19 protein-coding genes are annotated in these 24,656 nt (G+C 60.6%); 11 read left to right on the top strand and 8 right to left on the bottom strand.

Going from position 1 to position 24,656, the window contains the following annotated elements; all coding sequences use genetic code 11:
* Nucleotides 1-9: 9 nt before the first annotated feature.
* Nucleotides 10-2,163, bottom strand: coding sequence for an MMPL family transporter (locus VSX42_RS02270; protein ID WP_326502781.1), 2,154 nt, complete (start codon nt 2,161-2,163; stop codon nt 10-12).
* Between the two features lie 9 nt (nt 2,164-2,172).
* Nucleotides 2,173-3,186: a hypothetical protein gene (locus VSX42_RS02265; protein ID WP_326502780.1), complete on the bottom strand. Its 1,014-nt coding sequence runs from the start codon at nt 3,184-3,186 to the stop codon at nt 2,173-2,175.
* A 114-nt stretch (nt 3,187-3,300) separates the two neighbouring features.
* On the opposite strand from VSX42_RS02265, the gene VSX42_RS02260 reads away from it, so the two are divergent.
* Nucleotides 3,301-4,662 carry a cation:proton antiporter gene (locus VSX42_RS02260; protein WP_326502779.1) on the top strand — a complete coding sequence of 454 codons (1,362 nt, stop codon included), beginning with the start codon at nt 3,301-3,303 and terminating at the stop codon, nt 4,660-4,662.
* A gap of 78 nt (nt 4,663-4,740) precedes the next feature.
* Here VSX42_RS02260 and VSX42_RS02255 read toward each other — a convergent pair whose 3' ends face one another.
* From VSX42_RS02255 to VSX42_RS02245, 3 genes are read right to left on the bottom strand one after another with little or no spacing between them, the layout of a single operon-like run.
* Nucleotides 4,741-5,382: a LutC/YkgG family protein gene (locus tag VSX42_RS02255; RefSeq protein WP_326502778.1), complete on the bottom strand. Its 642-nt coding sequence runs from the start codon at nt 5,380-5,382 to the stop codon at nt 4,741-4,743.
* Complete coding sequence (locus VSX42_RS02250; RefSeq protein ID WP_326502777.1) at nt 5,382-7,007, bottom strand: LutB/LldF family L-lactate oxidation iron-sulfur protein; 1,626 nt, start codon at nt 7,005-7,007, stop codon at nt 5,382-5,384. The genes VSX42_RS02255 and VSX42_RS02250 overlap by 1 nt, the downstream gene beginning before the upstream one ends.
* A 4-nt stretch (nt 7,008-7,011) precedes the next feature.
* Nucleotides 7,012-7,809 (bottom strand): (Fe-S)-binding protein, encoded by a 798-nt coding sequence (locus VSX42_RS02245; RefSeq protein WP_135012547.1) that lies wholly within the window; start codon nt 7,807-7,809, stop codon nt 7,012-7,014.
* A 516-nt stretch (nt 7,810-8,325) separates the two neighbouring features.
* Between VSX42_RS02245 and VSX42_RS02240 the strand changes: the two genes are divergently transcribed.
* Nucleotides 8,326-10,020, top strand: a complete 1,695-nt coding sequence (locus VSX42_RS02240) for an L-lactate permease (protein WP_326502776.1) — start codon at nt 8,326-8,328, stop codon at nt 10,018-10,020.
* 124 nt (nt 10,021-10,144) lie between these two features.
* Nucleotides 10,145-10,903 carry a FadR/GntR family transcriptional regulator gene (locus tag VSX42_RS02235; RefSeq protein ID WP_326502775.1) on the top strand — a complete coding sequence of 253 codons (759 nt, stop codon included), beginning with the start codon at nt 10,145-10,147 and terminating at the stop codon, nt 10,901-10,903.
* Here VSX42_RS02235 and VSX42_RS02230 read toward each other — a convergent pair.
* From VSX42_RS02230 to VSX42_RS02220, 3 genes are all read right to left on the bottom strand, one after another.
* The gene (locus VSX42_RS02230) at nt 10,900-11,826 is read right to left on the bottom strand and encodes a phosphoribosylaminoimidazolesuccinocarboxamide synthase (RefSeq protein WP_326502774.1); all 927 of its coding nucleotides are present in this window, start codon (nt 11,824-11,826) and stop codon (nt 10,900-10,902) included. The genes VSX42_RS02235 and VSX42_RS02230 overlap by 4 nt on opposite strands.
* Nucleotides 11,827-11,915: 89 nt before the next feature.
* A complete protein-coding gene (purD, locus tag VSX42_RS02225) occupies nt 11,916-13,196 on the bottom strand; it encodes a phosphoribosylamine--glycine ligase (protein WP_326502773.1) in 1,281 nt (426 codons plus the stop codon).
* Nucleotides 13,197-13,412: 216 nt separating this feature from the next.
* Complete coding sequence (locus tag VSX42_RS02220) at nt 13,413-13,766, bottom strand: endonuclease domain-containing protein (protein ID WP_326502772.1); 354 nt, start codon at nt 13,764-13,766, stop codon at nt 13,413-13,415.
* 878 nt (nt 13,767-14,644) lie between these two features.
* On the opposite strand from VSX42_RS02220, the gene VSX42_RS02215 reads away from it, so the two are divergent.
* The 8 genes from VSX42_RS02215 (at nt 14,645) to purM (ending at nt 24,567) form a co-directional block, all read left to right on the top strand.
* The gene (locus VSX42_RS02215) at nt 14,645-15,352 is read left to right on the top strand and encodes a TetR/AcrR family transcriptional regulator (protein WP_326502771.1); all 708 of its coding nucleotides are present in this window, start codon (nt 14,645-14,647) and stop codon (nt 15,350-15,352) included.
* Between the two features lie 38 nt (nt 15,353-15,390).
* Nucleotides 15,391-18,420, top strand: a complete 3,030-nt coding sequence (locus tag VSX42_RS02210; RefSeq protein WP_326502770.1) for an MMPL family transporter — start codon at nt 15,391-15,393, stop codon at nt 18,418-18,420.
* A gap of 149 nt (nt 18,421-18,569) precedes the next feature.
* Nucleotides 18,570-19,568: an asparaginase gene (locus tag VSX42_RS02205; protein ID WP_326502769.1), complete on the top strand. Its 999-nt coding sequence runs from the start codon at nt 18,570-18,572 to the stop codon at nt 19,566-19,568.
* A complete protein-coding gene (locus tag VSX42_RS02200; RefSeq protein ID WP_326502768.1) occupies nt 19,568-19,963 on the top strand; it encodes a sterol carrier family protein in 396 nt (131 codons plus the stop codon). The genes VSX42_RS02205 and VSX42_RS02200 overlap by 1 nt, the downstream gene beginning before the upstream one ends.
* Before the next feature lie 73 nt (nt 19,964-20,036).
* Nucleotides 20,037-21,143 carry a hypothetical protein gene (locus tag VSX42_RS02195; protein WP_326502767.1) on the top strand — a complete coding sequence of 369 codons (1,107 nt, stop codon included), beginning with the start codon at nt 20,037-20,039 and terminating at the stop codon, nt 21,141-21,143.
* A gap of 26 nt (nt 21,144-21,169) precedes the next feature.
* Nucleotides 21,170-21,541, top strand: coding sequence for a hypothetical protein (locus tag VSX42_RS02190; protein WP_326502766.1), 372 nt, complete (start codon nt 21,170-21,172; stop codon nt 21,539-21,541).
* A gap of 158 nt (nt 21,542-21,699) precedes the next feature.
* Nucleotides 21,700-23,424 carry an amidophosphoribosyltransferase gene (purF, locus tag VSX42_RS02185; protein WP_326502765.1) on the top strand — a complete coding sequence of 575 codons (1,725 nt, stop codon included), beginning with the start codon at nt 21,700-21,702 and terminating at the stop codon, nt 23,422-23,424.
* Nucleotides 23,425-24,567 (top strand): phosphoribosylformylglycinamidine cyclo-ligase, encoded by a 1,143-nt coding sequence (gene purM, locus VSX42_RS02180; RefSeq protein ID WP_326502764.1) that lies wholly within the window; start codon nt 23,425-23,427, stop codon nt 24,565-24,567.
* Nucleotides 24,568-24,656: the final 89 nt, after the last annotated feature.

Here is a 24,656-nt window from a genome sequence, read left to right as displayed (position 1 = left end):
GAGCTAGATTCAGCGGGAGAGCTTCGAGGGCCACCAGATTTTCTTGCCGATATCTTCCACGAGGGCGGGTATCAGCAGGGCTCGCACTACGGTGGCGTCGAGCAGCACGCCGAAGGCCACAATGAAGGCAAGCTGGGCCAGGAAAATCAGCGGGATGACGCCCAGGGCGGCGAAGGTTGCCGCAAGCACGATACCGGCTGAGGTAATCACGCCACCCGTTGCAATCAGTGCCGTTCGTAGGCCCTGTTCGGTCCCCTGATGCAGGGCTTCTTCTCGTACACGGGTCATCAAGAAGATGGTGTAGTCGATCCCCAGAGCGACCAGGAAGACAAACCCGTAGAGGGGCACGGTGGGGTCAGCCCCGGGGAAGTTGAACACATGGTTGAAGACCAGGGCCGAAACGCCCAGGGCAGTGAGGTACGACAGCACCGTGGCAGCCACCAGCATCAGCGGGGCCAGAATTGAGCGCAGCAGAACCATCAGAATCAGGGCGATAACAACAAGCACCACCGGGATGATGAGGGTACGGTCGCGCTGGGCGCTATCGATGGTATCGAGGGCGGACGCGGTCGTCCCGCCAACCAGCGAGCCGGGAGCTGCGCTGGCAAGGCTCTCGCGCATCTGGCGCACGGTCTCTTCTGCCTGCGGTGAGTCGGCGGGGTCAGCCAGGGTCACCTGGAGCATGACTCGGCCGTCCACCTCGGTGGGAGTAACAGCGGCAAAAACCGGCGGCACGGACTCAGCAGAAGCACCCACCGGCACAGTACCAGCGGGTGACTCCTGGGCGACCGCTGCAATGGAGCTCACCCCGTCGAGCCCGTCAAGGGCAGCCACTGCGGTATCTTGCTCGGCAGCAGGCACAATCACGTTCGCCGGGGAGCCTGAGCCACCGGGGAAGTGTTCAGCCAGCACATTCTGGCCGTCCCGTGCCTGGGACTGCCCCAGCACCAGGTCAGACTGGCGCACCCCGTTGGCCTGGAAAGTCGCAGAAAAGCCGGCGAAGATAGCCAGCGCCAGAGCCGTGACCAGCCAAACCTTGCGGGGCTTGCCCGACACGAAAGCCGCAATTTTTGCCCAGAAGCCGGCTGAAGCGTCCTTCACTGTAGAGGAATAGCGGGGACGGGCAGGCCAGAAGGCAACCCTGCCCAGCAGGGCCAGGACGGCGGGCAGGAAGGTCAGTGAGGTAAGCATGGACAGCACGATGCCGGTAGCTGCCACGGGTCCCAGGGCCTTGTTCGACGACAGCTCAGAGAGCAGCAGGCACAGCAGGCCCGCAATCACCGTACCGCCGGAGGCCAGAATCGGCTCAAGGGACCCGCGCCAGGCAAACCGGGTTGCCTCCCAGCGCGAAACGTACTGGGTGAGGGCTTCGCGATAGCGGGCTACGTAGAGCAGGGAGTAGTCGGTTGCAGCACCAACCACCAGAATCAGCAGGATTCCCTGCACCTGGCCGTTGATCATGACCCAGCCGGCATTCGCCATGTGCCAAATGACGAAGATAGCGCCCGAGAGGGCAACCATCGAGCTGGTCAGCACGATGATGGGCAGCAGGGGTGAGCGGTAGACCACCAGCAGAATCACGAAAACCACAATCAGGGCAACTGCCAGCAGGATGCCGTCGATACCGCCAAATGCCTCAACCAGGTCGGCCGAGAAGCCAGCCGGGCCGGTCACGTAGCCGGTGAGGCCGTCGGGAGCCTGGGTTATCTCGGCGCGGATTCCATCAACGACATCTCGGGTCTCATCGGCGGTGGAGATGGGCAGAATGAGCTCCGCTGCCCGACCGTCCTCTGAGTAAATGACGGGCGAGCTTTCACCGGTGAAAGTGCCGGACGCCGCTAGCTGGCCGGTGAGCCCCTCTAGGTAGGTGCGGTGGGCATCGGTGAGGGAACCGTCAGCTTCAAAGACAAGAATCGCGGGCACCGCGTCGGTGCCCAGGAAGTCGCCCTGTTGCTCTACCACCTGGGTGGATTCAGCGGAGGCGGGCAGAAAGTCAGTCTGGGAGTTGGTTGAGACCTCGGAGATTTTTCCGAAGTAGGGCCCGCCGATACCCGCCACAGCAAGCCAGGTAAGGGTCAATAGGACGGCAAGAGCAACCCGCACCCAGGTGCGTGAAGAGGAACCGGCCCTGATAGAGCCGGTTTCCGAAGAAGAAGTATGCATACTGACAGTCTAGCCCCTGCCGGAGACCCAGGCTAAGGGAGTCTCAAGCGGGCCGCGCCGCAAGAAGGTCTGCCCGAGCAGGCGCTGCCAGACCCAGGCAAAGAGCAGGGCACCCAGAATCAGGCCGAACATCATGGCCCAGGAGTTATCAGATGCAGGCAGGCCGTAGGCCGGGGCGTAGTTAGCGTACAGGGCCAGCACGGCAATCTGGAGCACGTAGAGGGAAAGGGTCATGCGCCCGGCTCCCACCAGGGCACCGGCCAGGTGCTCCCGCCCGGCCAGAGCGCGCGCCAGCAGGCAGCACCAGCCCACGGTCGCCAGGCAGGCTGCCAGGCTAAAGGCAATCTCAAGCCGGCTGGAGGTGTAGGGAAGGAACTCTGCAACAGCAAAACGGGAGTACCAGAAGAGACCGCCGGTCGCCAGGCTTCCCAACAGGGCCAGGGCTACATCACCCCAGACGCCCCAGCGTTCGATGAGGAAGACAATCACCGCACCGATGCAGGCGTAGGTCAGCAGAGTAAAAACCTGGTAGTTCTGACCGGTGAACATCCACTCGTAGAGGTAGGCAGTGTAGCTGCCGTCGAGAGATGCCTGCATAGCCTGGGGGCGGAAGTAGGCCCGGGCGGACGCCGCAAACCACCAGCTGCCCACAGCCAGGAGGGCCAGGGCCCAGGAGGGCAGGAAGATAAGAGGGGCCATGAGCAGGCTCAGCAGCCCCAGGTATTCCAGCACGATATCGACCTGGGCGCCCCAGGTACCGATGTAGAGCCCCAGAGCAACCAGGGCGATAGCCCGCACCACCGAGGAGGCGAAGAGGGCGGGGAAGCTCATACGCTGAGATGAGAAGAAGGCGCCCGCCCCCAAGAGGAAGGCAAAGAGCGGGGTGGCCAAGAACTCGCTGAGATTTAGGACATCCCTGGGGCCACTGACTGGAGCACAGTATGCAATAAACATGCTGATCAGGGCAGCACAGCGAGCCAGGTCAATACCGATAACACGGCCTGCGGTTTTTAGGTCGGTCACGCAATACTCCTCAATAAATACCTGCTTTAGCCTAACACTGCCCCACCACCCTGCGCGGGCAGGGGCACCCATGGCACACTGGTTAGGTTGCCCCTCACCTCTTTGAAAGTCACTATGAGCACTCACTCCACCGACGTCGTCCTTCTGGCCGCCGGTTCTTCGGCGACCAGCGAGTATGTTTCTATCTTCTGGATAGCTGCCGCTGCCCTACTGGCGCCCCTGGCGTCCGCCCTGGTGAAGAAGAAAATCCCTGATGTTGTCTTCCTGATTATCTTCGGCGTACTCATCGGCCCGCAGGTGCTAGGGTTTGCCAGCACCGACGGCGGGGTTGCTCTGGTGAAGGATCTGGGCCTGGGCTTACTCTTTTTGCTGGCTGGTTACGAAATTAACGCTGGAGCCCTGCGCGGACGCCAGGGGGCTTTCGCTGTGGGGTCCTGGCTAGTGAGCTTCACCCTCGGCCTGATTCTGGCCATGAGCCTCTCCCAGTTTTCGAGTTCTTTCTCTACCTACGCGGTCGTCGGCATTGCCCTGAGCTCAACCGCCCTGGGCACCCTGTTGCCCCTGCTCAAGAGCCACGGAAAGGCGGGCACGAAAGTCGGCGACGGGGTGATGGTGCACGGGGCTATCGGCGAGGTTCTCCCTATCTTCGCGATGTCCCTGCTGCTCTCATCGCACGCCCCCTGGGTTGCGGTGCTGATTCTGTTGGCCTTTATGGTCATTGCTGTCATTTCAGCGGTTGTACCCCACCGCCTCTTCGAGCATATTCCGGGCCTGCGCCGCACCATGGCTGCTGAGGCTAACACCACCAGCCAGACCATGCTCCGCCTGGCCATGTTCCTTCTGGCTACCCTCATGATGGTCGCCGCGGTCTTTGAGCTCGATGTGGTGCTCGGTGCTTTTGCTGCCGGCATCATCCTTCGCTCCCTTACCCCCGAGGGCGCCTTCGAGCCCTTCTCCAAGCGCCTTGAGGCCCTGGGCTTTTCCTTCCTCATTCCCCTCTTCTTCGTGAGCTCGGGTATGGGCATTAAGGTATCGGTTATCTGGGAGCAGCCATTGCTTCTTGCCGGCATCGTGCTCGGCATTCTGGTGGTGCGCGGTCTGCCGGTCTTTGCCGCCGAAAAATTCTTTGACACCGGTTCGGGGCTCACCACCGTGCAGGAAAAGCTGCAGCTGGGTCTCTACTCTGCGGCGGGTCTGCCCATCATTGTTGCTGTCACCGAAGTGGCGCTGGCCAACGACCTACTCAGCGAACAAAACGCCTCCCTGCTAGTGGCAGGTGGGGCGCTGACCGTCCTTCTCTTCCCCCTGTGGGCCTCGGCCATCGGGGCAGTAGGGCGTAAGGACGCCGGTAGCAGCTCAGAAGCCCATGACGGCTCAAGCTCGCGGCAGCGCCGCAGCGCTAAGAAACTAGAGCGGGCCGCCGCGGTGCGGGCGGCAACGGGCGCCCTTCCCGTGATCAAGCGCCCGAATTCCTAGCTTCCCCTTAAAGCACCCAATAAAAGGGGCCCCCTTGCCTGAGCAAGGGGGCCCTTCTATCACAGAGCGGGCATCAGCCTACTTGAGGATGATAACGTCCAGGTTACGGGGGCCGTGCACACCTTCAACGCGGATCAGCTCGATATCTGAGGTCGCTGAGGGGCCTGAGATCCAGGTGATGGGCTTGTCGAAGTTCAGACGGGCCACGGTCTCGGGGATTAGCTCGACAATGGTATCGACGGGAACCACGCAGATGTGGTGGTCGGGCACCAGAGTGATGGCGCGGCGGCCTTCGGTCTCGGTGCTGTTCAGGGCGATGGTGCCGGTTTCAGCGCAGGAGACGGTCGAAGAGGTGACCACCGCGTCGATGGCATCGAGCTCACGCACGGAGAGGGCCCCGGGCTTGTTGGCGTTACCGGAGTCAACCACGCGGGAGCGGGCTGCGGTGTCTTCGGGCAGCCACTCGGTCTTGAGACCGGTGGGTACCACGTAGCGGGAGGACTTGCCGAGCAGCTCACCCACGCGGGCGGCGATGGTTTCTTCGGTCTCGTGGTAGACGTTAGCCTTGTAGTCGATCAGGCGGTCGACCAGCATCTTGATGATTTCCTCGGTGCCCTTGTCGCTTTCGCGGCGGTAGGCGCGGACGGGCTCAGCCGGCTGGGGGTTGTCCCAGAGGGAGGCGCGGATGCGGCCCAGGATTTCTGCTTTTGCATCAGACATTAGTTGGCCTCCTTGGGGGCGATGGGGTTAGCGGTCTCAGCGTTGGCATGGGCCTCGGCGATCTTGGCCTGGTTAGCGGCAATAATGGCCTGCAGGTCAACGCGTTCGCCGCCTACACGCTTGGGGGAAGAGCCGCGCTCCTTCTTCCATTCGTTGCGGAAGGAGGTCTTGGGGGGTGCCGGGATATCGCGGTATTCGGTCCAGCCGCCAACGATACCGGGCAGCTTGGTGATCTTGCCCTTCTTGCCGGTAATCAGCTTGGAGGCGGGAAGGCCCTTAGTAGCCAGGGCCATGAGGGCACCTGAGCTGAAGAGCTTCTTGGCGCCGAACATCATGGCGTCCATCTGCACGTGGCGGTCCTTCTTGCCACCGGCGAATTCGCCCTGGGCCTTTTCGTGGTCAACAGCCTTGCCGCGCAAGTGAACCAGCACGTCGGGGATGTTGATCTTGACGGGGCAGGCCTCGTAGCAGGCGCCGCAGAGGGAAGACGCGTAGGGCAGGGTGGAGTTGTACTCGTTCTCGATACCGCCCAGCTGGGGGGAGAGAATTGCGCCGATGGGGCCGGGGTAGGTGGAGCCGTAGGCGTGGCCGCCTGCGCGTTCGTAGACGGGGCAGACGTTCATGCAGGCTGAACAGCGGATGCAGTGCAGGGCCTGGCGGCCAACCTGGTCGGCCAGGGCTGCGGTGCGGCCGTTGTCCATCAGGATGACGTGCAGGTTCTGGGGGCCGTCGCCGGGGGTTACACCGGTCCACATGGAGGTGTAGGGGTTCATACGCTCACCGGTGGACGAGCGGGGCAGCAGCTGGGTGAAGACTTCGAGGTCCTGCAGGGTCGGCAGCAGCTTTTCAATGCCCATGAAGGTGATCAGGGTATCGGGCAAGGTCAGGCACATACGGCCGTTACCCTCAGACTCAACGATGGTCATGGTGCCGGTTTCGGCGATACCAAAGTTAACGCCTGAGATGGCGACCTTGTTGGTCAGGAACTTCTCGCGCAGGCGGAAGCGGGAGGCTTCTGCCAGTTCTGCCGGGTCGTTGGTGAGGTTGGGGTTGACGCCATCAATCTTCTTGAGGAAGATGTCGCGAATCTCGGTGCGGTTGCGGTGGATTGCGGGCACCAGGATGTGGGAGGGGCGGTCGTTGTCGCCCAGCTGGACGATTTCTTCTGCCAGGTCGGTTTCAATAGCGTGGATGCCGTGCTCTTCGAGGAACTCGTTGAGGCCGGTTTCAGCGGTGGCCATTGACTTAATCTTGTTGACCTCGGTGACACCTTCGGCCTGGATCAGCTTGAGGGCGATTTCGTTGGCCTCGTGGGCGTCGCGGGCCCAATGCACGTGGCCGCCGCGAGCGGTGAAGTTCTTTTCGAACTCTTCGAGGTAGGTGTCGAGGTTGGCCATGACCTTCTGCTTGATCATGGAACCTGCGGTGCGCAGATCCTGCCAGTCGGGCAGTTCTGAGATGACGGCGGCGCGCTTGTTACGGATCTTGTGGGTAGCAAAGCCCAGGTTGGCGCGCAGCTGCTCGTTCTGGAGTTCCTTCTCTGCATATTCGGGGAAGGGCTCGAATTCGAAGATGTTGCCGACGCCGTGGCGGACCTTAGGCATGCCGAGTGCGGTGGTTGACATGGCTTTACTTACCTCCTGCGGTAACAGCTACGGGGCCGGTGACCTTGAGCGGGTTTTCCTTGGTGGATGCAAGAATCTCGGCGAAGTGTACGGTCTGTACGGGTGAGTTCTTGCGGGAGAGAGCGCCGCCGATGTTCATCAGGCAGGATGAGTCGCCGCCGGTGCAGACCGATGCTCCGGTTGCTTCGATGTTCTCTACCTTGTCGGCAACCATGGCGCCGGAGGTGTCTGCGTTCTTGAAGGAGAAGGTTCCGCCGAAGCCGCAGCACTGGTCAAGACCGTCAATCTGGGTGTATTCCAGGCCCTCAACGGTGCGGATCAGGTCTTCCTGGCGGGTGCCCAGACCCAGCAGGCGCATGCCGTGGCAGGAGGAGTGGTAGGTGACCTTCTCGGGGAAGTAGGAGCCCAGCTGTTCTGCTGCGTTGGTGATGCCGCAGACGTCGATGAGGAACTGGGAAAGCTCGAAGGAGCGGGCAGCCAGTGAGGCGGCAGCGCGGGCGGTGGCGTCGTCACCTGCCCGCTCTGCGATCATAGGCTGCTGGTGGCCCAGGGAGGCTACGCAGGAGCCTGAGGGGGCAACGATGGCGTCGAAGTCCCATTCTTCAAAGGCCTGTACGTGGGTTTTGACGATGGGGTAGGCGTCGTCGAAGTAGCCCGAGTTGACGTGCATCTGGGAGCAACAGGTCTGGCCCTGCGGGAAGACGACCTCGTGGCCGAGACGCTCCAGGATGTCAACGGTAGCCTTAGCTACCTTGGGGTACATTGCGTCGACGATGCACGTTGAAAACAGTGCGACACGCATGTTGGTTCTCTCTTCTTCTGTGCGGCATGGGTAGCCCGCGTCTTCCTTACCGGTTCAGGGGCGCGGACGCCGGTGGCCGGGTGGGAGAGGAAGGGCAGGCAGGGTGCCTGTTAGATTCTTTTCCTACTCCCTCATTTAACACGATGGGGTCGGTGTTTCGATACTTTAAATAGGGCATATTTTCTTATGCAAATAAACTAACGGTCTGACCACATAAAGGAAGCTGAAAGAACCCGGCTCCCCCGCCACGGGCGTCCGCGCACCCCAAGAACCATACAAACAGGCGCATACCAACACAAGAGCGCACCCAAAACCCCCGAAAACCCACAAAACCACAGGGGCGAAAAAAATACCGCAAATAGATGCGGCCACAACTTGGCGAAAGTGAACTGCCTCATGTAACGTAGACCTCGAAAAACAATGGTCTGACCACAGGAGGTTAGGCCTCATATTTTTTGGCTCAGCGCCCCACAGATGTGACGCTGAGCCATACCACACATCACTAAGGAGAATACGGTGGAAAATACCTATACCGCTGTAACCGACGCCGTAGGAGGAAGCCTCGCGCTCAGCGCCCTGGTCTCCACCCTGCCGCTGTTGGCATTCTTTATCATGCTGCTCGGCCTCAAGGCCCGCGCCCACGTCGCCGGCCTGGTCTCCCTGCTGGTCGCCTTGCTCGTTGCCATCTTCGGCTTCGGCATGCCCTGGGATCTCGCCGGTATGTCTGCCTTCCGCGGCGGCATCTACGGCCTCTTCCCCATCGTCTGGGTTATCCTCATGGCCATCTGGTTCTACCAGGTCACCGTACTCTCCGGCCGCTTTGAAGACCTGCGCCGCACCTTCGACCTCATCGGCGGCGGCGACCTGCGCATTCAGGCCATCCTCATCGCCTTCTGCTTCGGCGGCCTGCTCGAAGCACTCGCAGGATTCGGTGCCCCCGTTGCTATTACCGCAACCATGATTCTGGCCCTCGGCGTCAAGCCCCTCAAGGCAGCCACCACCGTCCTCATCGCCAACACCGCACCCGTAGCCTTCGGTGCCGTTGCTATCCCCATCACCACCGCCGGTGAAGTCGGCGGCAAGGACGCAACCGTCATCGCAGCCCTCGTTGGCCACCAGGCCCCCTTCATCGCCTTCTTCGTGCCCTTCATCCTGCTCTGGATCCTCGACGGCGTAAAGGGCCTCAAGGACGCCTGGATGCACGCAGCCGTCATCGGCGCCTCCTTCTCTATCGCCCAGTGGTGGGCAGCAACCTACTTCGTCTACCAGCTCACCGACGTCGTAGCCTGCATCGTCTCCATCGCAGCAGCCGTTGTCTTCCTGCGCTTCGTCAAGCCCCGCGGCGTTGAAGGCGTGCGCGAACGCTACGGCATCACTGCCCCCCTCGCAGTTGAGCACCTGCCCGGCCGCCGCATCTGGATGGCCCTCATGCCCTACCTGGTCGTTGTCATCATCTTCGGTGTCGCAAACCTCTACACCCCGCTGGTCAACTGGATGAAGGAGACCGCCCGTGAGTTCAAGATGCCCCTGCTCTCCGAGCGCCTGCTGACCGCCTCCGGCGACCCCGTCAATACCGTCTACGTCTGGTCCTGGCTCAACAACCCCGGCACCTACCTGCTGATCTCCGGCATCCTGGTCACCATCCTCTACGCCATCTTCAACGAAAACGGCAAGTACAAGCTCTCCATCGCCGACGCCTTCAAGGAAATCGGCGCCGTAGCCTACAAGATGCGCTGGTCAGCCGCCACTATCGCCCTGGTTCTGGCCCTGGCCTTCGTCATGAACTACTCCGGCCAGACCGTTGCCATCGGTGAATACGTCGCCTCCCTCGGCGTAGCCTACGCCTTCCTGGCACCCGTCCTCGGCTGGGTCGGCACCGCCGTCACCGGCTCCGACACCTCAGCCAACGCCCTCTTCTCCAAGCTCCAGGTCACCGCCGCTGAGCACCTGCAAGAAGGCGGCATGACCGGTGCCCACCCCGAACTCATGCTGGCAGCTAACACCACCGGTGGTGTAGTTGGCAAGATGATTTCACCCCAGTCCCTCGCCATTGCGGCCACCTCGGTCAACATGGAAGGCAAGGAGTCCGAAATCTTCAAGGCAGTTCTCGGCTGGTCCTTCATCCTGCTGCTGGCCGTCTGTGCCCTGGTCCTACTCCAGGCAACCGTTCTCTCCGGTCTGCTGGTTGAGCCCTACCTCACCGGTCACTAATCACAGGTTCACACCTATGAGCTAGGCACACAAAGGGCGGTGCAGTCCCACGTAACACACGGTGGAACTGCACCGCCCTTACCTATACCTTGTCTATGTACCTACCCCACCTGAAAGACAGCGCGTGAAAGAAAAAGAGCCCACCTACACCGCCCTGCTCGAGTCCATCGAACACCGGTTGCGCCACGGCCAGCTGCGCGTCGGCGACCGCCTGCCCGGTGAGCGCTCCCTGGCAGAGGAATACGGCATCTCACGGGCCTCGGTGCGCGAAGCCCTGCGCATTCTCTCCGCGGTAGGGCTCATTCGGTCAGGTGTGGGCTCAGGCCCCAAGGCCGGCGCTGTCGTGGTCTCTGAACCCTCCGACGCCCTCGGCTGGGCCCTGCGCATGCACATCGCCACCCGCACCCTGCCGGTCGCAGATATCGTGAGCACCCGCGTCCTGCTCGAAGGCGAAGCCGCCGCCCGCGCCGCCGATGTAGCCCACCAGCCCGAACACGCCGCGTCCCTAGCAACCGCCCGGCAGTACCTTGAAGAAATGGACCACGCAGATATCAGCGATGACCGCTTCCACTTCTGCGACACCCGCTTCCACTACGAAATTTCCTCCCTCGGTGGCAATATCGTCATGGACACCGTCATTGACTCCCTACACCTAGCCACCGTGGGCTACGTGCAGGAGGCCGTGCCCTACCTCGACGACTGGGAAGCAACTAAACGGGAACTACAGGACCAGCACCGGGCCATCTACGCGGCGGTTATTGCCGGAGATGCAGAACGTGCCCAGCGAACAGTCGCTGAGCACATTCGTTGGTTCTACGCCCTCTCAGAAATCGGGGCCGCCCACTACGAGTACCACCAGAAGGTACGCGATACGCAGGTCTAAGCCCCGAACTTCTGCCCGGTCAAACGCTCGTAGGCCTCAACATAGCGGGCACGGGTCTTCTCCACGACCTCGGCGGGAAGCTCGGGCACGGGGCCGGTGCCGTCCCAGCCCGACTCTTCGCTCTTGAGCCAGTCGCGCACGTACTGCTTATCAAAGGACGCCTGGGCACGGCCAGGCTCGTAGTCGTTGGCATCCCAGAAACGCGATGAATCGGGGGTCAGCACCTCATCACCCAGGGTGATCTCACCGCGGTAGGAGTCGGTGCCGAACTCAATCTTGGTGTCAGCCAGAATGATACCGCGCTCACGGGCAATCTTCTCGGCGGTTTCGTAGACGTAGAGGGTCAGTTCCTGCAGGCGGTCGGCGATAGCCTCCCCCACCTCAGCGTCGAGCTCTTCACGAGTGATGGGCTCGTCGTGCTCCCCCACCTCTGCCTTGCCGGTGGGAGTGAAGAGGGCAGGCTCCAGGCGGGAGCCATCCACCAGGCCAGCGGGCAGTTCAAACTCATTGACCTTGCCAGTCTTGCGGTAAGAAGCCAGGCCCGAGCCGGTCAGGTAGCCGCGCACGATGCACTCAACCGGGAACATATTCAGAGACTTACAGATCATGGCGCGGCCTGCCACCACCTCGGGCACGTCGGTAGACAGCACATGGTTGGGCACACCCTTGAGCTGCTCAAACCACCAGAGGGACATCTGGGTCAGAATCTTGCCCTTATCGGGAATCTCGGTGGGAAGCACCTGGTCAAAGGCGCTGATACGGTCGGTGGCAACCACCATCACAGAACCGGCACGCAGTTCGGCGTCGTCCTTCACGTTCAGGCCGGTAACGTCCTGGGTATCCTCATCGGGGATGTAGAGGTCACGGACCTTGCCGGAATACACGTGCTTCCAGCCGGGAATGTCTACGGGGGTATGGCTCATGCTCTTCTCCTGGGGGGTGTGCAGGTGGGGTGTGGGGTAATGATAAAAGTGACTGCCCACGCGGGGTACGGTGGGCAGTCACGGGGAGGTTAGTTCTGGGCGGGAATCTGAATACGATTCTCGGCGGCAGCGAACGCAATGTCTGAACGGTACTGGGCGCCCTTCCAGGCAATGTCGCGCACACCGGCGTAGGCAGCCTCGCGGGCTTCGGTGAGGTTCTCGCCCAGGGCGACGACAGCCAGCACACGGCCACCGGCGGTGACAATCTCTTCACCATCGAGGGCGGTACCTGCATGGTCAACGTGCACGTTTTCGCGCTGGTTGGCGGCGTCCAGGCCGGTGATGGTATCTCCCTTGCGGGGAGTATCGGGGTAGTTCTCTGCTGCCATGACCACGTCAACGGCGGTGCGGGGGTCCCAGTCGAGAGCAAGGTCGGCGGGCAGCTCGCCCTTGGCCGCTGCCAGAAGGACACCACCCAGCGGGGTGCGCAGGCGGGCCAGCACTGCCTGGGTTTCGGGGTCGCCAAAGCGGGCGTTGAATTCGATCACGCGGATACCGCGAGAGGTAACTGCCAGACCGCAGTAGAGCACACCCACAAAGGGGGTGCCGCGGCGGGCCATTTCATCAACGGTGGGTTGGGCGACGCGCTCAATGACTTCTTCGACAAAACCTTCGGGTAGCCAGGGCAGGGGGGTGTAGGCACCCATACCACCGGTGTTGGGGCCCTCGTCGTTATCGAAAATACGCTTGAAGTCCTGGGCAGGTGAGAGGGGCAGGCAGATGCTGCCGTCTGAGATGACGAAGAGGGAGACTTCGGGGCCGTCGAGGTACTCTTCAATGACGACGCTACCGCCAGCTGCAAAGCAGGATTCAGCGTGGGCTAGGGCAGCATCGAAGTCTTCGGTGACAACGACGCCCTTACCTGCTGCTAGGCCGTCATCTTTAACAACGTATGGGGCACCAAAGATAGCGAGAGCGGTTTCTGCTTCTTCGCGGTTGGTGGCGACCTTAGCCATAGCGGTGGGTACATTGGCGCTGGCCATGACTTCCTTGGCGAAAGCCTTGGAGCCCTCGAGCAGGGCAGCAGGCTTGGAGGGGCCAAAGACGGGGAAGCCAGCATCGCGCAGGGTATCTGAGACGCCTGCAACCAGGGGCGCTTCGGGGCCAATGACGACCAGGTCAGCAGCCAGTTCGGTGGCTAGGGCAAGGGCTGCCTCGGGGTTATTTGCATCAATAGCGTGCACGGGCACGTCTTGGGCGATGCCCGCGTTGCCGGGGGCTGAGTGCACCTCGGTAACGGCTGAATCTTTCAGGAGTGCTCGAATAATTGCGTGTTCACGACCGCCGGGGCCCAGTACCAAAACCTTCATTCTTTTAGGCTACCGGCAAGGTCACAATTTGATGAAGTTTTTACCGCAGTTTGGGCGGTTTTTACCGATAGATTTTTGCGGACGCCCGCCCCGGCACGTCCGCTCGGGGCTGGTAGGTGCGTAGCGGCGTCCGCCCCCATCTACTTACCGCATTTATTCTGATTTACCCGCAACTAGTTGCGGGGTTTTCAGAATAAGTGCGGGGAGAACTGTGAGTCACTGCTCCATTTTCTTCACCCCGGCACGCATGAGTCGTTGAATAACTGTCTGCGGTCTATTCATCAGGTCATCCCAGGTGGCCCGAACGACCGTCCACCCCATCAGTTCAAGCGAACGCTGCCGCAGGGCGTCCCGACGAAGCTGCTCCTCGGCCGGGCGGTAGGCACCGTAGTACTTATGCAGGCCGTCGACCTCCAACAAGAGTTTCAGTGCTTCCCAGGCAAAATCTGAGCGGTGCACCCGGCCGTCGTGAGTCCAAATTTCTAGCTGCTGACGAGGGCGTTCAAGCTTTGACTGCACAATTCTAAACATCGCCAGCGATTCAAGAGGCGACTCGGTCAAAGCACTCATGGCCTCAGCAATGAGAGAAAAGCTACCCGTCCCGTAGCCGCTAGCTTCTATAAGCCGAGTGTGCACATCGCGGTAACTCGCATGAGCTCGGTGCAGAAAATAATCTGCAATCGCCAAAGCCTGAACCGCAGGTAAAGTTCGGGCACAATCAAGAATCGTCGTTAACGGGTCTGTGACCGAAAAACCAGCTACCGTACGAGCCAGCTCGCACGCGTCCGACCGGGTACTATGGTACCTAGCCTGGCTATGGCACCGATGGTTAGAACGGGGAAGGGACAGCTCAACCTTGGCAGGCAGCCCGAAGAGCGGAGCACCCCACATCAGCGCAGCAGATGCGTGACTGAGTACCGCCTGCCGATGAGACATCGCGAGCGCTATCGTCACAGCGATACACCGCTCTTCGGGCGTGAACTGCCGGCCTTCTGCAGCTGAAACATAGACACCCCGCGTCAGCCTAATGAGTTCACCCCGCCGGTGCATGGCGCCGATGAGGTTTTTGCTGACCCCTTCAAGGTTGAGCTGCTGAGATGTTTTCACTGTGGCGGCAACGCGTTCAATTCTCTCGTGCATGGGACTACTGTCGCAGAGCAGCAGTGAGCACTCAAGCACTATTTTCAAACCTGTGGATAACTTCAGTTCCACTTTGTCAGGGCATGCATCAAACCTGTGGAAAAAATTGCAACAGAAGGTCACAGTTGAAACCGCTCGACTCACACACTCACCACCTCCCGCATTTATTCTGATTTACCCGCAACTAGTTGCGGGTAAATCAGAATAAATGCGGAAGACTTGCGCCAGCCGCGCCCAACACTCGCTCGTGCCCAACCCCACACTCCAACTATTTGCAGTTCCTGCAATATTGCAGTTACTGTAAATACATGCTGAAACACACCCCTCCCCTCGACCGGCGCAGAGCTCGCTCGACGGCGTCCAAACTAAAAATCGCCGCAGCCGCTGAACACCTTGTGCTCACCACCGGACGAGCAGGCCTAACTGCCTCAGCCCTAGCAGAACAAGCAGGGGTCTCAGAACGCACCGTCTTCAACCACTTCAAAAAACTTGAGGACGCCCTCACCTACCAGCTCTCAACCCACCTAGAACCCTGCATCGACGAGCCCCCCTTCCCCAGAGATCTTGCTATCGAAGACCTCCCACAGGCCCTGGTGCAACACTTCCATGATGCGGTTGAAACCGAAAAGGTGCAACAGGACCTCGCTCGCTTTATCACCTTGGGGGCCGCACTTATCGAAGAAGAATTTGACCTGGTAGCCCGCGAAGTCACCCTCACCCTGGGTGATATCTGCAACGCCCTCTGTAGTGAAATTGACCAGCTCTACCCCGACCTGTCTCTCGACCAGTCACTAGCCCTTGGCCTTTTCGCTTACAACCTGCTCATGGGTTATGTCTTTGCCTTTATTCGGTTCGCCCAAGAGCTAGACAAGAACATCTCTGACGGGGCAAAAGGGCAACTGGTGATCGAACCCCACATGTTCGTGCCACATATTCATACGTCCATCAACCAGGTAGCAGCCGGAACCCCGGTATTTGCCGCTGACGGCAGCGTTACCTCCCACCAGACCGTTTAAGAGAAAACACAACCACACGAAAGGGAAACCGACAGGCCATGTCTGAGTTCCTCTACAAGGTCGGTAGCTTTGCAGCTCGCCGCGCCTGGGCCGTTATCGGCGTCTGGGCACTGGTGATTGCTTTAGCTGGCGGTGCCTATGCCTCTTTTAAGGGCGATTTGACCGATTCCATCACTATTCCTGGCACCGAGGCGCAGCTGGTTCAGGAAGAGCTGACCGATACCTTCAACCTGAATCTCAATGCGGGTACCGGCTCTGCTATTGTGCAGACCGAAGATGGCTCTACCTTCACCGATGAGCAAAAAGCTGCCGTCGCCAGCGCCGCCACTGAGGCTGAGGGTGTTGAGGGTGTTGATACCGTCAACGACCCCTTTGCTATGGCTCAGCAGCTTGCGGACGGCCAGGCCCAGCTGGATGCTGGGCAGGCTGAGCTGGCTAACGGTGAACAGCAGCTTGCGGACGGCCAGGCCCAGCTTGATGCCGCTAAGGCTCAGTTGGATTCGGGGCAGGCTGAGCTTGATGCTCGCCGTGCCGAGCTGGATTCAGCTCAGCAGCAGCTCGATGAGGGCTACGCCCAGCTTGAGGACGCCCAGAATCAGCTGAACGAGACCCGTAGCCGCCTTGAGGATGAGGGTGCTCCGCCGGAGGCTTTTGGTGAGCTCAACGGCCAGCAGGCCCAGCTTGATGCCCAGCGGGCTCAACTGGACGCTACCGCTGAGCAGCTCAACCAGGGCCGCACCCAGCTGGAAGAGGCCCAGGCCCAGCTTGATCAGGGTCGAGCCGACTATGAAGCCGGTCTTGCCCAGCTCGAAGACTCCCGCTCCCAGGTAGAAAGCGGCAAGAGCACCCTTGAGCAGAACGCTTCCCTGCTCGAGATGTCACAGAGCGGTGTGGCGATTTCTGAGGATAACTCCACGGCTATTATCTCCGTTACCTTCGATGCTGAAACCGGTTCTATCCCGGTAGAAACTCTCGAAGAAACCCAGCAGAAGCTTGATGTGCTGGCAGATAGCGGCCTGACCGTCACCTACGACCAGTACATGCAGGGCGTTGAGCCCCACATGAATGCAACCGCCGAGATTATCGGTATCGGCATTGCCTTTATCGTTCTGCTTCTGATGCTTGGCACCCTGGTAGCTGCTGGCCTGCCGATTATTATGGCGGTTATCGGAGTGGGTACCTCTGCTTTGGCCGTTCTTTCGCTGTCTGGCCTCGTTGAGATGACCTCAACTACCCCCACCCTGGGCACCATGCTGGGTCTGGCTGTGGGTATCGACTACACCCTCTTCATTCTGAACCGCCACCGCACCAACCTCGCTAAGGGCATGGGCGTGAAGGAATCCATTGCCCTGGCCACCGGCACCTCCGGCGGCGCGGTCTTCTTCGCCGGCGCCACCGTTATCATCGCCCTGCTGGGTCTAAACGTTGTGGGTATTCCCTTCCTGGGCGTGATGGGTAACGCCGGTGCCTTCGCGGTTGCTGTTGCCGTGGCGGTAGCCACCACCCTCTCCCCCGCTGTGATGTCCCTGCTGGGCGAGCGCATCCTGAGCAAAAAGCAGCGGGCGAAAATTGCGGCGGGTGCGCAGGCTGCCAGCGGGGACGACGCCCAGGCGGCTTCCATTCGAGCAGAAGCTAAGCGGGCGGCGGCTGACCATGAAGAGGCCCGCCGCGGTTGGATTGGTCTGGTGCTCAAGAAGCCGGTTGCTACCGTTGCCGCTGTAGTGCTTGCATTGGGTGCTGTGGCTCTGCCTGTGACCGATATGCGTCTGGGTCTGCCTGCTGGCGACTCTCAGGCAACTGATTCAGCTGCCTATATCTCGTACACCACCGTTGCCGACAAGTTTGGTGAGGGTCAGAACGGCCCCATCGTGGTGGCAGCCCGCCTGCCCGAGGGCACCACCGAGGAACAGGCTAAGGCTCTGCAGGTTGAGGTGGGTCAGGATCTTCTGGATCAGAGTGACGTTTCAGCGGTTATTCCCGCCATGATCTCTGACGACAACTCCGCCCTGCTCTACCAGATAATTCCCGATGAAGGCCCCAACGCCGAGTCAACCACTGACCTGGTGCACGCCCTGCGTGATATGACCGTCTCAACCGAGAACGGTGAGGTGACCTTCGGCGTTACCGGTCAGACCGCGATGTCTGTTGACATCGCCCAGAACCTGGCTGAGGTTCTGCCGGTGTATGTTGCGCTGGTCATGGGTCTGTCGCTGCTGGTTCTGATTCTTGTTTTCCGCTCCATTCTGGTGCCGGTGACCGCGACCCTGGGCTTCCTCTTCTCGCTGTTGGCAGCCCTCGGCGCTACCACGGCAGTGTTCCAGTGGGGCTGGGCTGCTGAGCTCTTCAACGTCTCAACCCCCGGCCCGCTGCTTGCCTTCCTGCCGATTCTGGCGGTGGGTATTCTCTTCGGCCTGGCCATGGACTACCAGCTCTTCCTGGTATCCGGCATGCAAGAGGCCTACTCTCACGGTCGCGGGGCTAAGACCTCGGTTGTGGTGGGCTACAACCACGGCGCCCGCGTGGTCACCGCAGCTGCCCTGATTATGGCCGGTGTCTTTATCGGCTTTGTTTTCTCGGGTGACCCCATGATTGCCTCTATCGGCTTCATTCTGGCGGTCGGTGTTCTGCTCGATGCCTTCGTGGTTCGCATGACCCTGATTCCGGCACTCATGCACCTGTTGGGTGAAAAGGCCTGGTGGCTGCCAGCCTGGCTCGACCGCCTACTCCCCGACCTGGACGTTGAGGGAACCAAGCTCGAAGTTCAGACCCAGAAGGAAGAGGCGGCCCCGGCAGTAGCTGCGACGCAGGCACCTACCCCAGCAGTACCCGCTGAGGAACCGGCGTCCGCTCTGGCGCCCGCCCAGCAGCCGGCGTCCGCTCCGGAGCGTCCGGTGAACCCCACCCAGGTGGTGGCGGTGGAGTCCACGCGTGCCCTGGCCCAGGCAGCTGTGGTTGCTGCCGACCAGGCTCTAGCAGCGGCAGACGAGGCCCAGGTTGAGGCTCAGAGAGCTGCCCGCGCGGCCCGCGAGGCGCTCAAGGCCCTTTCTGAACAGCAGAAGGAGCAGTAGCGAGGACGCCGCACCCGGCTAATCTCGCAAGGCCAGTCAGCTGATGCCCGCACTTATTCTGAAAAACCCGCAACTAGTTGCGGATAAATCAGAATAAGTGCGGGCATCGCTCGTTTCAGCGGCCAGGGCTACCCAGTAGACTGGTGGTCATGCAGACTTTTACCGCGCAGCAGGCAGCAGAGCTGGCCGTCGTCACCCGTGGTGACTTTATCGAGTCCCGCCATGTGGGGTCGCTGGTTGTGCTGGCGCCCGACGGTTCTACCGCCCTAAGCCTGGGAGCCCCCGAGGCTCTGGTCTATGCCCGTTCAGCGCTCAAGCCCCTGCAGGCTATCGCGTCGATGAACGCGGGCGCTGAGCTCCAGGGGGCCCAAATTGCCCTGGCTGCCGGTTCCCATACCGGTTCTTTTGAGCATATGAAGGTGGCCCAGTCGGTACTGGCTGAGGCAGGTCTGACCGCTGATGCCCTGCTCTGCCCGCCTGCTTGGCCTGCTGATGAGCCCAGTTACCACACCCTGGTGAGGGCTGGTCATGACAAGCAGCGCCTAGCTTTCAACTGTTCGGGTAAGCACGCTGCTTTTCTCTGGGGCTGCGTGAAGTCGGGGTGGCCGACCGAGAACTATACCGACCCTTCCCACCCGCTACAGGAACTGGTACTCCAGACCCTCGAGGAGTTCACGGGCGAAACTCCCCAGCACGTCACCGTCGATGGCTGCGGCGCTCCAGTAGCTGCAACCTCCCTGGTAGGGCTTGCCCGAGCCTATTCAACCCTGGGCGCGGCGGTTGAGAACATTAAAGCCGATGCCCGTGCAGCCACCGTGGCCACCGCTATGGTGGACTACCCCGAGTACGTCCACGCCACCGGCGGCTCCGATACGGTTCTGGCTGAAACTCTCGATGCCGTGGTCAAGCGCGGTGCCGAAGGCGTGCTCGCTATCGGGTTGCGGTCTGGCGCGTCGGTGGCCCTGAAGATGCTCGATGGCTCAAACCGGGCTGCTTCCCTGGCGGCGGTGCGGGCACTCCAGGTGGCAGGTTTTGTAGAGGCTGAGGTAGCTGACCGGGCAGTTGCCGGGACCACCTTCCCTATCACCGGCGGCGGTCAGCCCGTGGGTTCTATCAAGCCGGGCGCTGCCTTTGAGGGGCTCCTCTAATGGCGATTCGCCGCAAGATTACCGAGGCGGACGGCCTCGCCGCCGTCGTTCAGGTACGGCAGGTTTTTGAGGGAGCAGAGAACGAGGACGCCCGCGCCGCGGCTTTCGCTGCCCTGCCCCGCGGGGTGCGGGCGGCGTCCGTCCGTTTTCTGCTCGAGGAGCTGGCGACCCTTGCCCCGGGGAATTCTGTGGAAGTACGAGTGCCGCCTCTGGGGGTGACCCAGTGTATCGCCGGGCCGCGCCATACCCGCGGCACCCCGCCCAATGTTGTTGAAACCGACCCGCTGACCTGGTGCGCTATCGCGCTGGGTTATGCCAGCTGGCAGAGTGCCGCCCTCGCGATTTCGGCGTCCGGGCTACGGGCAGATCTCAGCGACTATCTGCCACTTCTTTAAAAATAAAAGCCCCGGGGGCTTACTCAAGGCAGAGGCCACACCGGGGCGTTCACACTCATGCTAGCATGAACACATGCCTGATAAAAATGAGATGGACATTACAAAAATTTTGGAGCTTCTCTCCGAACCACGTCTCTCGCCTTACAGAGCACAAACAGCTTCAGATCCCGAAGCATTGGAACTTTACGCCTGGATCCATCGCATGGCGAGCACTTGTTTTGAGCTGATTGCCTACCTTGAAGTAGGGGTACGTAATTCCATAGATAAGGCGCTCAGGGAATACCACGAACAGAGCCCCTCAAGCGTCCCGTGGATTTTTTCACAGCCACTCATCAGTCATCACATTGCTGAAATGATAGCAACAGGGCGGAACCGACTCCCTGAAGTACATCAAAATAACCGGGACCAGATTTCAGCGTCTCTTTCTTTTGGCTTCTGGTCAGGGCTACTGGGAAGCAAATACGATGAGCTATGGAAAAAGTGCCTGCATAAAGCATTTCCGCATGCGTACCAAGGGAAGCGCAAGTCCGTCGCTGTCGAGCTAGAGGCTGTAAGAAAATTTAGAAATAGAATCGCCCATCACGATTCTCTGCTTAATACGGACATTCTCTTTGAAGTTACAAGAATCTTTAAGTTAGCTGGGTACATTGACCCACAGTTCGAGAGCTGGATGCGATCTGTATCGAGAGTGCATGCTATCTACGCAGAAAAGCCCGTAAGCTCAGAAGACACCGTTGTAGTAGCGGGGAAAGAGGCCTGGCCTCTTTACTGCGACCACCATATCTACGTGTGTCAGGCCGGAAGATCCTTCAAAGACGTCAACTATATGGCCTTTTACTCTGAAAAAGAGATTAAGCCTGAAATAGCCCGGATTAAATTTAAACGTGATGATGTGCTGTGGACCGAAGAACACGCGGAACAGCTCATGGCAAGCAACAACCGAAATGAACGCAAACTTGGTAACGCTATCATGGCTGCTCGAGCTGCTGGCTGGGATGGCGGCCGTTATCAGGTTTTTATCCTTTCATCGCCCAACGAAAAACCTCCCCATGGTGAGCACCGAACCCTTAGCCATCCCATCAAACACGAGCGTCACGGTCGCGGAAGCGCCTATACACAAAGTCAAAGGTATACGTCTCTCCATGCTTTAGAGTTAGCACAGACCACAGACGATTTATAAACCTAGCCTTGGTAAGGTTAGTAGTTATGAGCATCCTGTCGAGATTCCGTCGCCCCACCAAACCTGCTGCTCCTCTCACCGAGGCTGAGAAGCAGGCGGCTCCCGGCCAGCATTTTGCGCCGGCGTCCGCACCTGACCGCGCCAACCTCACTGTGCGCCGTGCCCCGTCCCTGCCGGCTTTTGCTGTCACCGGTCTGCTCATCGGCCTGATTGTAGCGTTTGTGGTCACAGCCCTCGGCCCGGAGAACCCCAACTATACTTTCGGCGCTGTCTTTGGCGTAATGGCGGTCATTTTCGGTGCCCTGTGCACCGCCCTTGCCATAGTGCTAGCCCTGATTCTTGACCGGCGTTCCACCAAGCGCACCACCACCTACCGGGCTGTCAGTAGCCAGGACTAAAAGTAGGCCCATCTGATCACTGAAGAGGTGATGCAGGTGGGCTTTACTTATCAGTAGAGCACTTGGGCAGGTACACTTGTAATGTTCGCTCGCTCACGTGCGCCATCCCACGCTGCACGGCGAGATAACCACCCCACAAGAAGAGACGGAAAACCACCTTGGCTCGTCCTGACGGAAAACTATCCTTCGACCTTGACCCCGTTGACCACGGACCTAAAGACGAATGCGGCGTCTTTGGCGTATGGGCCCCCGGCGAAGATATCGCTAAGCTCACCTACTATGGCCTCTACGCCCTGCAGCACCGTGGCCAGGAGTCAGCCGGTATAGCCACCAGCGACGGCAAACACCTGAACGTCTACAAAGATATTGGCCTGGTATCCCAGGTATTTGACGAGGCTACCCTCAACTCAATGAGCGGCCATATGGCGGTTGGTCACTGCCGCTACTCCACCACCGGTGGCAACATCTGGCAGAACGCGCAGCCGACCCTGGGCGACACCCCCCACGGCACACTAGCGCTGGCCCACAACGGCAACCTGGTCAACTCGGCTGACCTCTACGACCGTCTACTGGCTAAGAACGGCGGCAAGCGCCCCGAACGCGGCGAGCTCGCCCAGGGCAACACCACCGACACCGCCCTGGTCACGGCCCTACTCAAGGACCACGACTTCGACAGCCTCGAAGAAGCCGCCCTCGACCTACTCCCCACCCTCTCAGGTGCTTTCTGCCTGGTCTTCATGGACGAGCACACCCTCTACGCAGCGCGTGACCCCCAGGGCGTGCGTCCGCTGGTACTGGGTCGTCTTGACCGCGGCTGGGTCATCGCCTCAGAAACCGCCGCTCTCGACATCGTCGGCGCGTCCTTCGTGCGCGAGGTTGAGCCCGGTGAGTTCATCACCATCGACGAGGACGGTCTGCGCTCCCAGCGCTTCGCCGAAGCCAAGCCCGCAGGTTGCGTCTTTGAGTACGTGTACCTGGCCCGACCCGATACCACGATTTCGGGTCGTAGTGTCTACGAGTCCCGTGTTGAGATGGGGCGTCAGCTGGCCCGCGAGCACAAGGTAGAAGCTGACCTGGTCATGCCCACCCCTGAGTCTGGCACCCCGGCCGCTATTGGCTACGCCGAAGAGTCGGGTATTCCTTTCGGTAACGGCCTGGTGAAGAACGCCTATGTGGGCCGCACATTCATTCAGCCTTCGCAAACCATCCGCCAGCTGGGCATTAGGCTCAAACTCAACCCCCTACGCTCCGTAGTCGAGGGTAAACGCCTGGTCGTGATTGATGATTCTATCGTTCGCGGCAACACCCAGCGCGCCCTGGTGCGCATGCTACGAGAGGCAGGCGCGAAAGAGATACACGTACGGATTTCGTCCCCGCCGGTCAAGTGGCCCTGCTTCTACGGTATTGACTTTGCCTCGCGCTCCGAGCTGATCGCGAATGGGCTGACCATTGAAGAGATCGGTAAGTCGCTGGGCGCTGACTCCCTGGGCTTCATCTCAGAAGACGGCATGATTGCCGCTACCGAGCAGCCCCGCGAGCGCCTGTGCACCGCCTGCTTTACCGGTAAGTACCCCATCGAGCTGCCCAGTGAAGACCGCCGTGGCAAGTCCATCTTCGATGATTCCAAGGGGGGCCCGCTGGCCGGTACCGCGGCCGAGGTGACGGTGGAGCGTCCTGTTGCCCAGAAGCCTTCTAAGGCCAAGGCGGTGTCTATCGAAACCCGCCCCGGCACCGAGGCGCTGGAGCACAAGTTTGATGGCACCCCGGCGTCATCGGGCACCGGCTCTTGTGAGCCTGGCCCCGATTCAGACCTTGAAGATTTAGTCCTTCCCCAAGATACGATTCCTGCCGATTCTACCGGCACTGACCGAGAGGCCCGCTAAATGAGCGAGAACCAGAACGCAGTTACCTACGCTTCGGCTGGTGTAGATGTTGAGGCGGGCGACCGCGCTGTTGAGCTGATGAAGGACGCCGTCAAGGCAACTCACGGGGCCGGTGTAGTGGGCGGTGTGGGTGGCTTTGCTGGCCTCTTTGACCTGTCTGTGCTCAAGGATTACCGCAAGCCCTACCTGGCGACCTCCACCGATGGTGTGGGCACCAAGGTGGCCATTGCCCAGAAGCTCGATATTCACCACACCATCGGTCATGACCTGGTGGGTATGGTGGTAGACGATATCGTTGTGACCGGTGCCCGCCCGCTCTTTATGACCGACTACATTGCCACCGGCAAGGTGGTGCCCGAGCGTATCGCCGATATTGTGCGCGGTGTGGCTGAGGGCTGTTCCCTGGCTGGTACCGCCCTGGTAGGTGGCGAAACCGCTGAGCACCCCGGTCTGCTGGCTGAGGACGAGTACGACGTGGCAGGTGCCGCTACCGGCATTGTTGAGGCTGACGAGTTGCTGGGGCCCGACCGCGTGCGTGAGGGCGATGTGCTGATTGCTATGGCCTCCAGCGGTATTCACTCCAACGGCTACTCCCTGGTGCGTAAGGTACTTTCGGTTGCTGGCTGGGAGTACGAGCGTGAGGTGGCTGAGCTGGGCCGTACCCTGGGTGAGGAGCTGCTGGAGCCCACCCGCATTTACACCGCTGACTGCCTGGATCTGATTGAGGCTTTCCCGGTTAACGGTGAGGACGGCCAGACCGGCTCGGGTGTGCGCGGCTTCTCACATGTAACCGGTGGCGGCCTGGCCGCTAACCTGGCTCGTGTGCTGCCGGTGGGCACCGTAGGTGTGGTGGAGCGTTCTACCTGGGAGGTTCCCGCTATCTTCAAGCTGATCGGTGAGCTGGGTTCTGTTCCCCAGGCTGACCTGGAACGCACCCTGAACCTGGGTGTAGGCATGATTGCCGTGGTTGACCCCTCTGTCGCCGATGCAGCTGTTGAGCGCCTGAATAAGCGCGGCCTGCCCTCCTGGGTACTGGGTACCGTACAGAAGGACACCGGCGAGCACAAGAGCAACCCCGACTACGTACAGGGCGCTAAGGGCGTGGACGGCGGCGCGGCGGTGCTGCTGGGCTCCTACAAGTAGGCCCTACAGGAACATATACAACGGTGGTGGGGGGGGGGAAAATAAAGGGGCCCCCACCCGTGTTAAAAACAAATGTGGGAATATTGAAC

It is taken from the genome of Rothia nasimurium (assembly GCF_035916755.1).
Classification (GTDB): Bacteria; Actinomycetota; Actinomycetes; order Actinomycetales; family Micrococcaceae; genus Rothia.
This window is presented reverse-complemented; position numbering and strand designations above follow the sequence as displayed.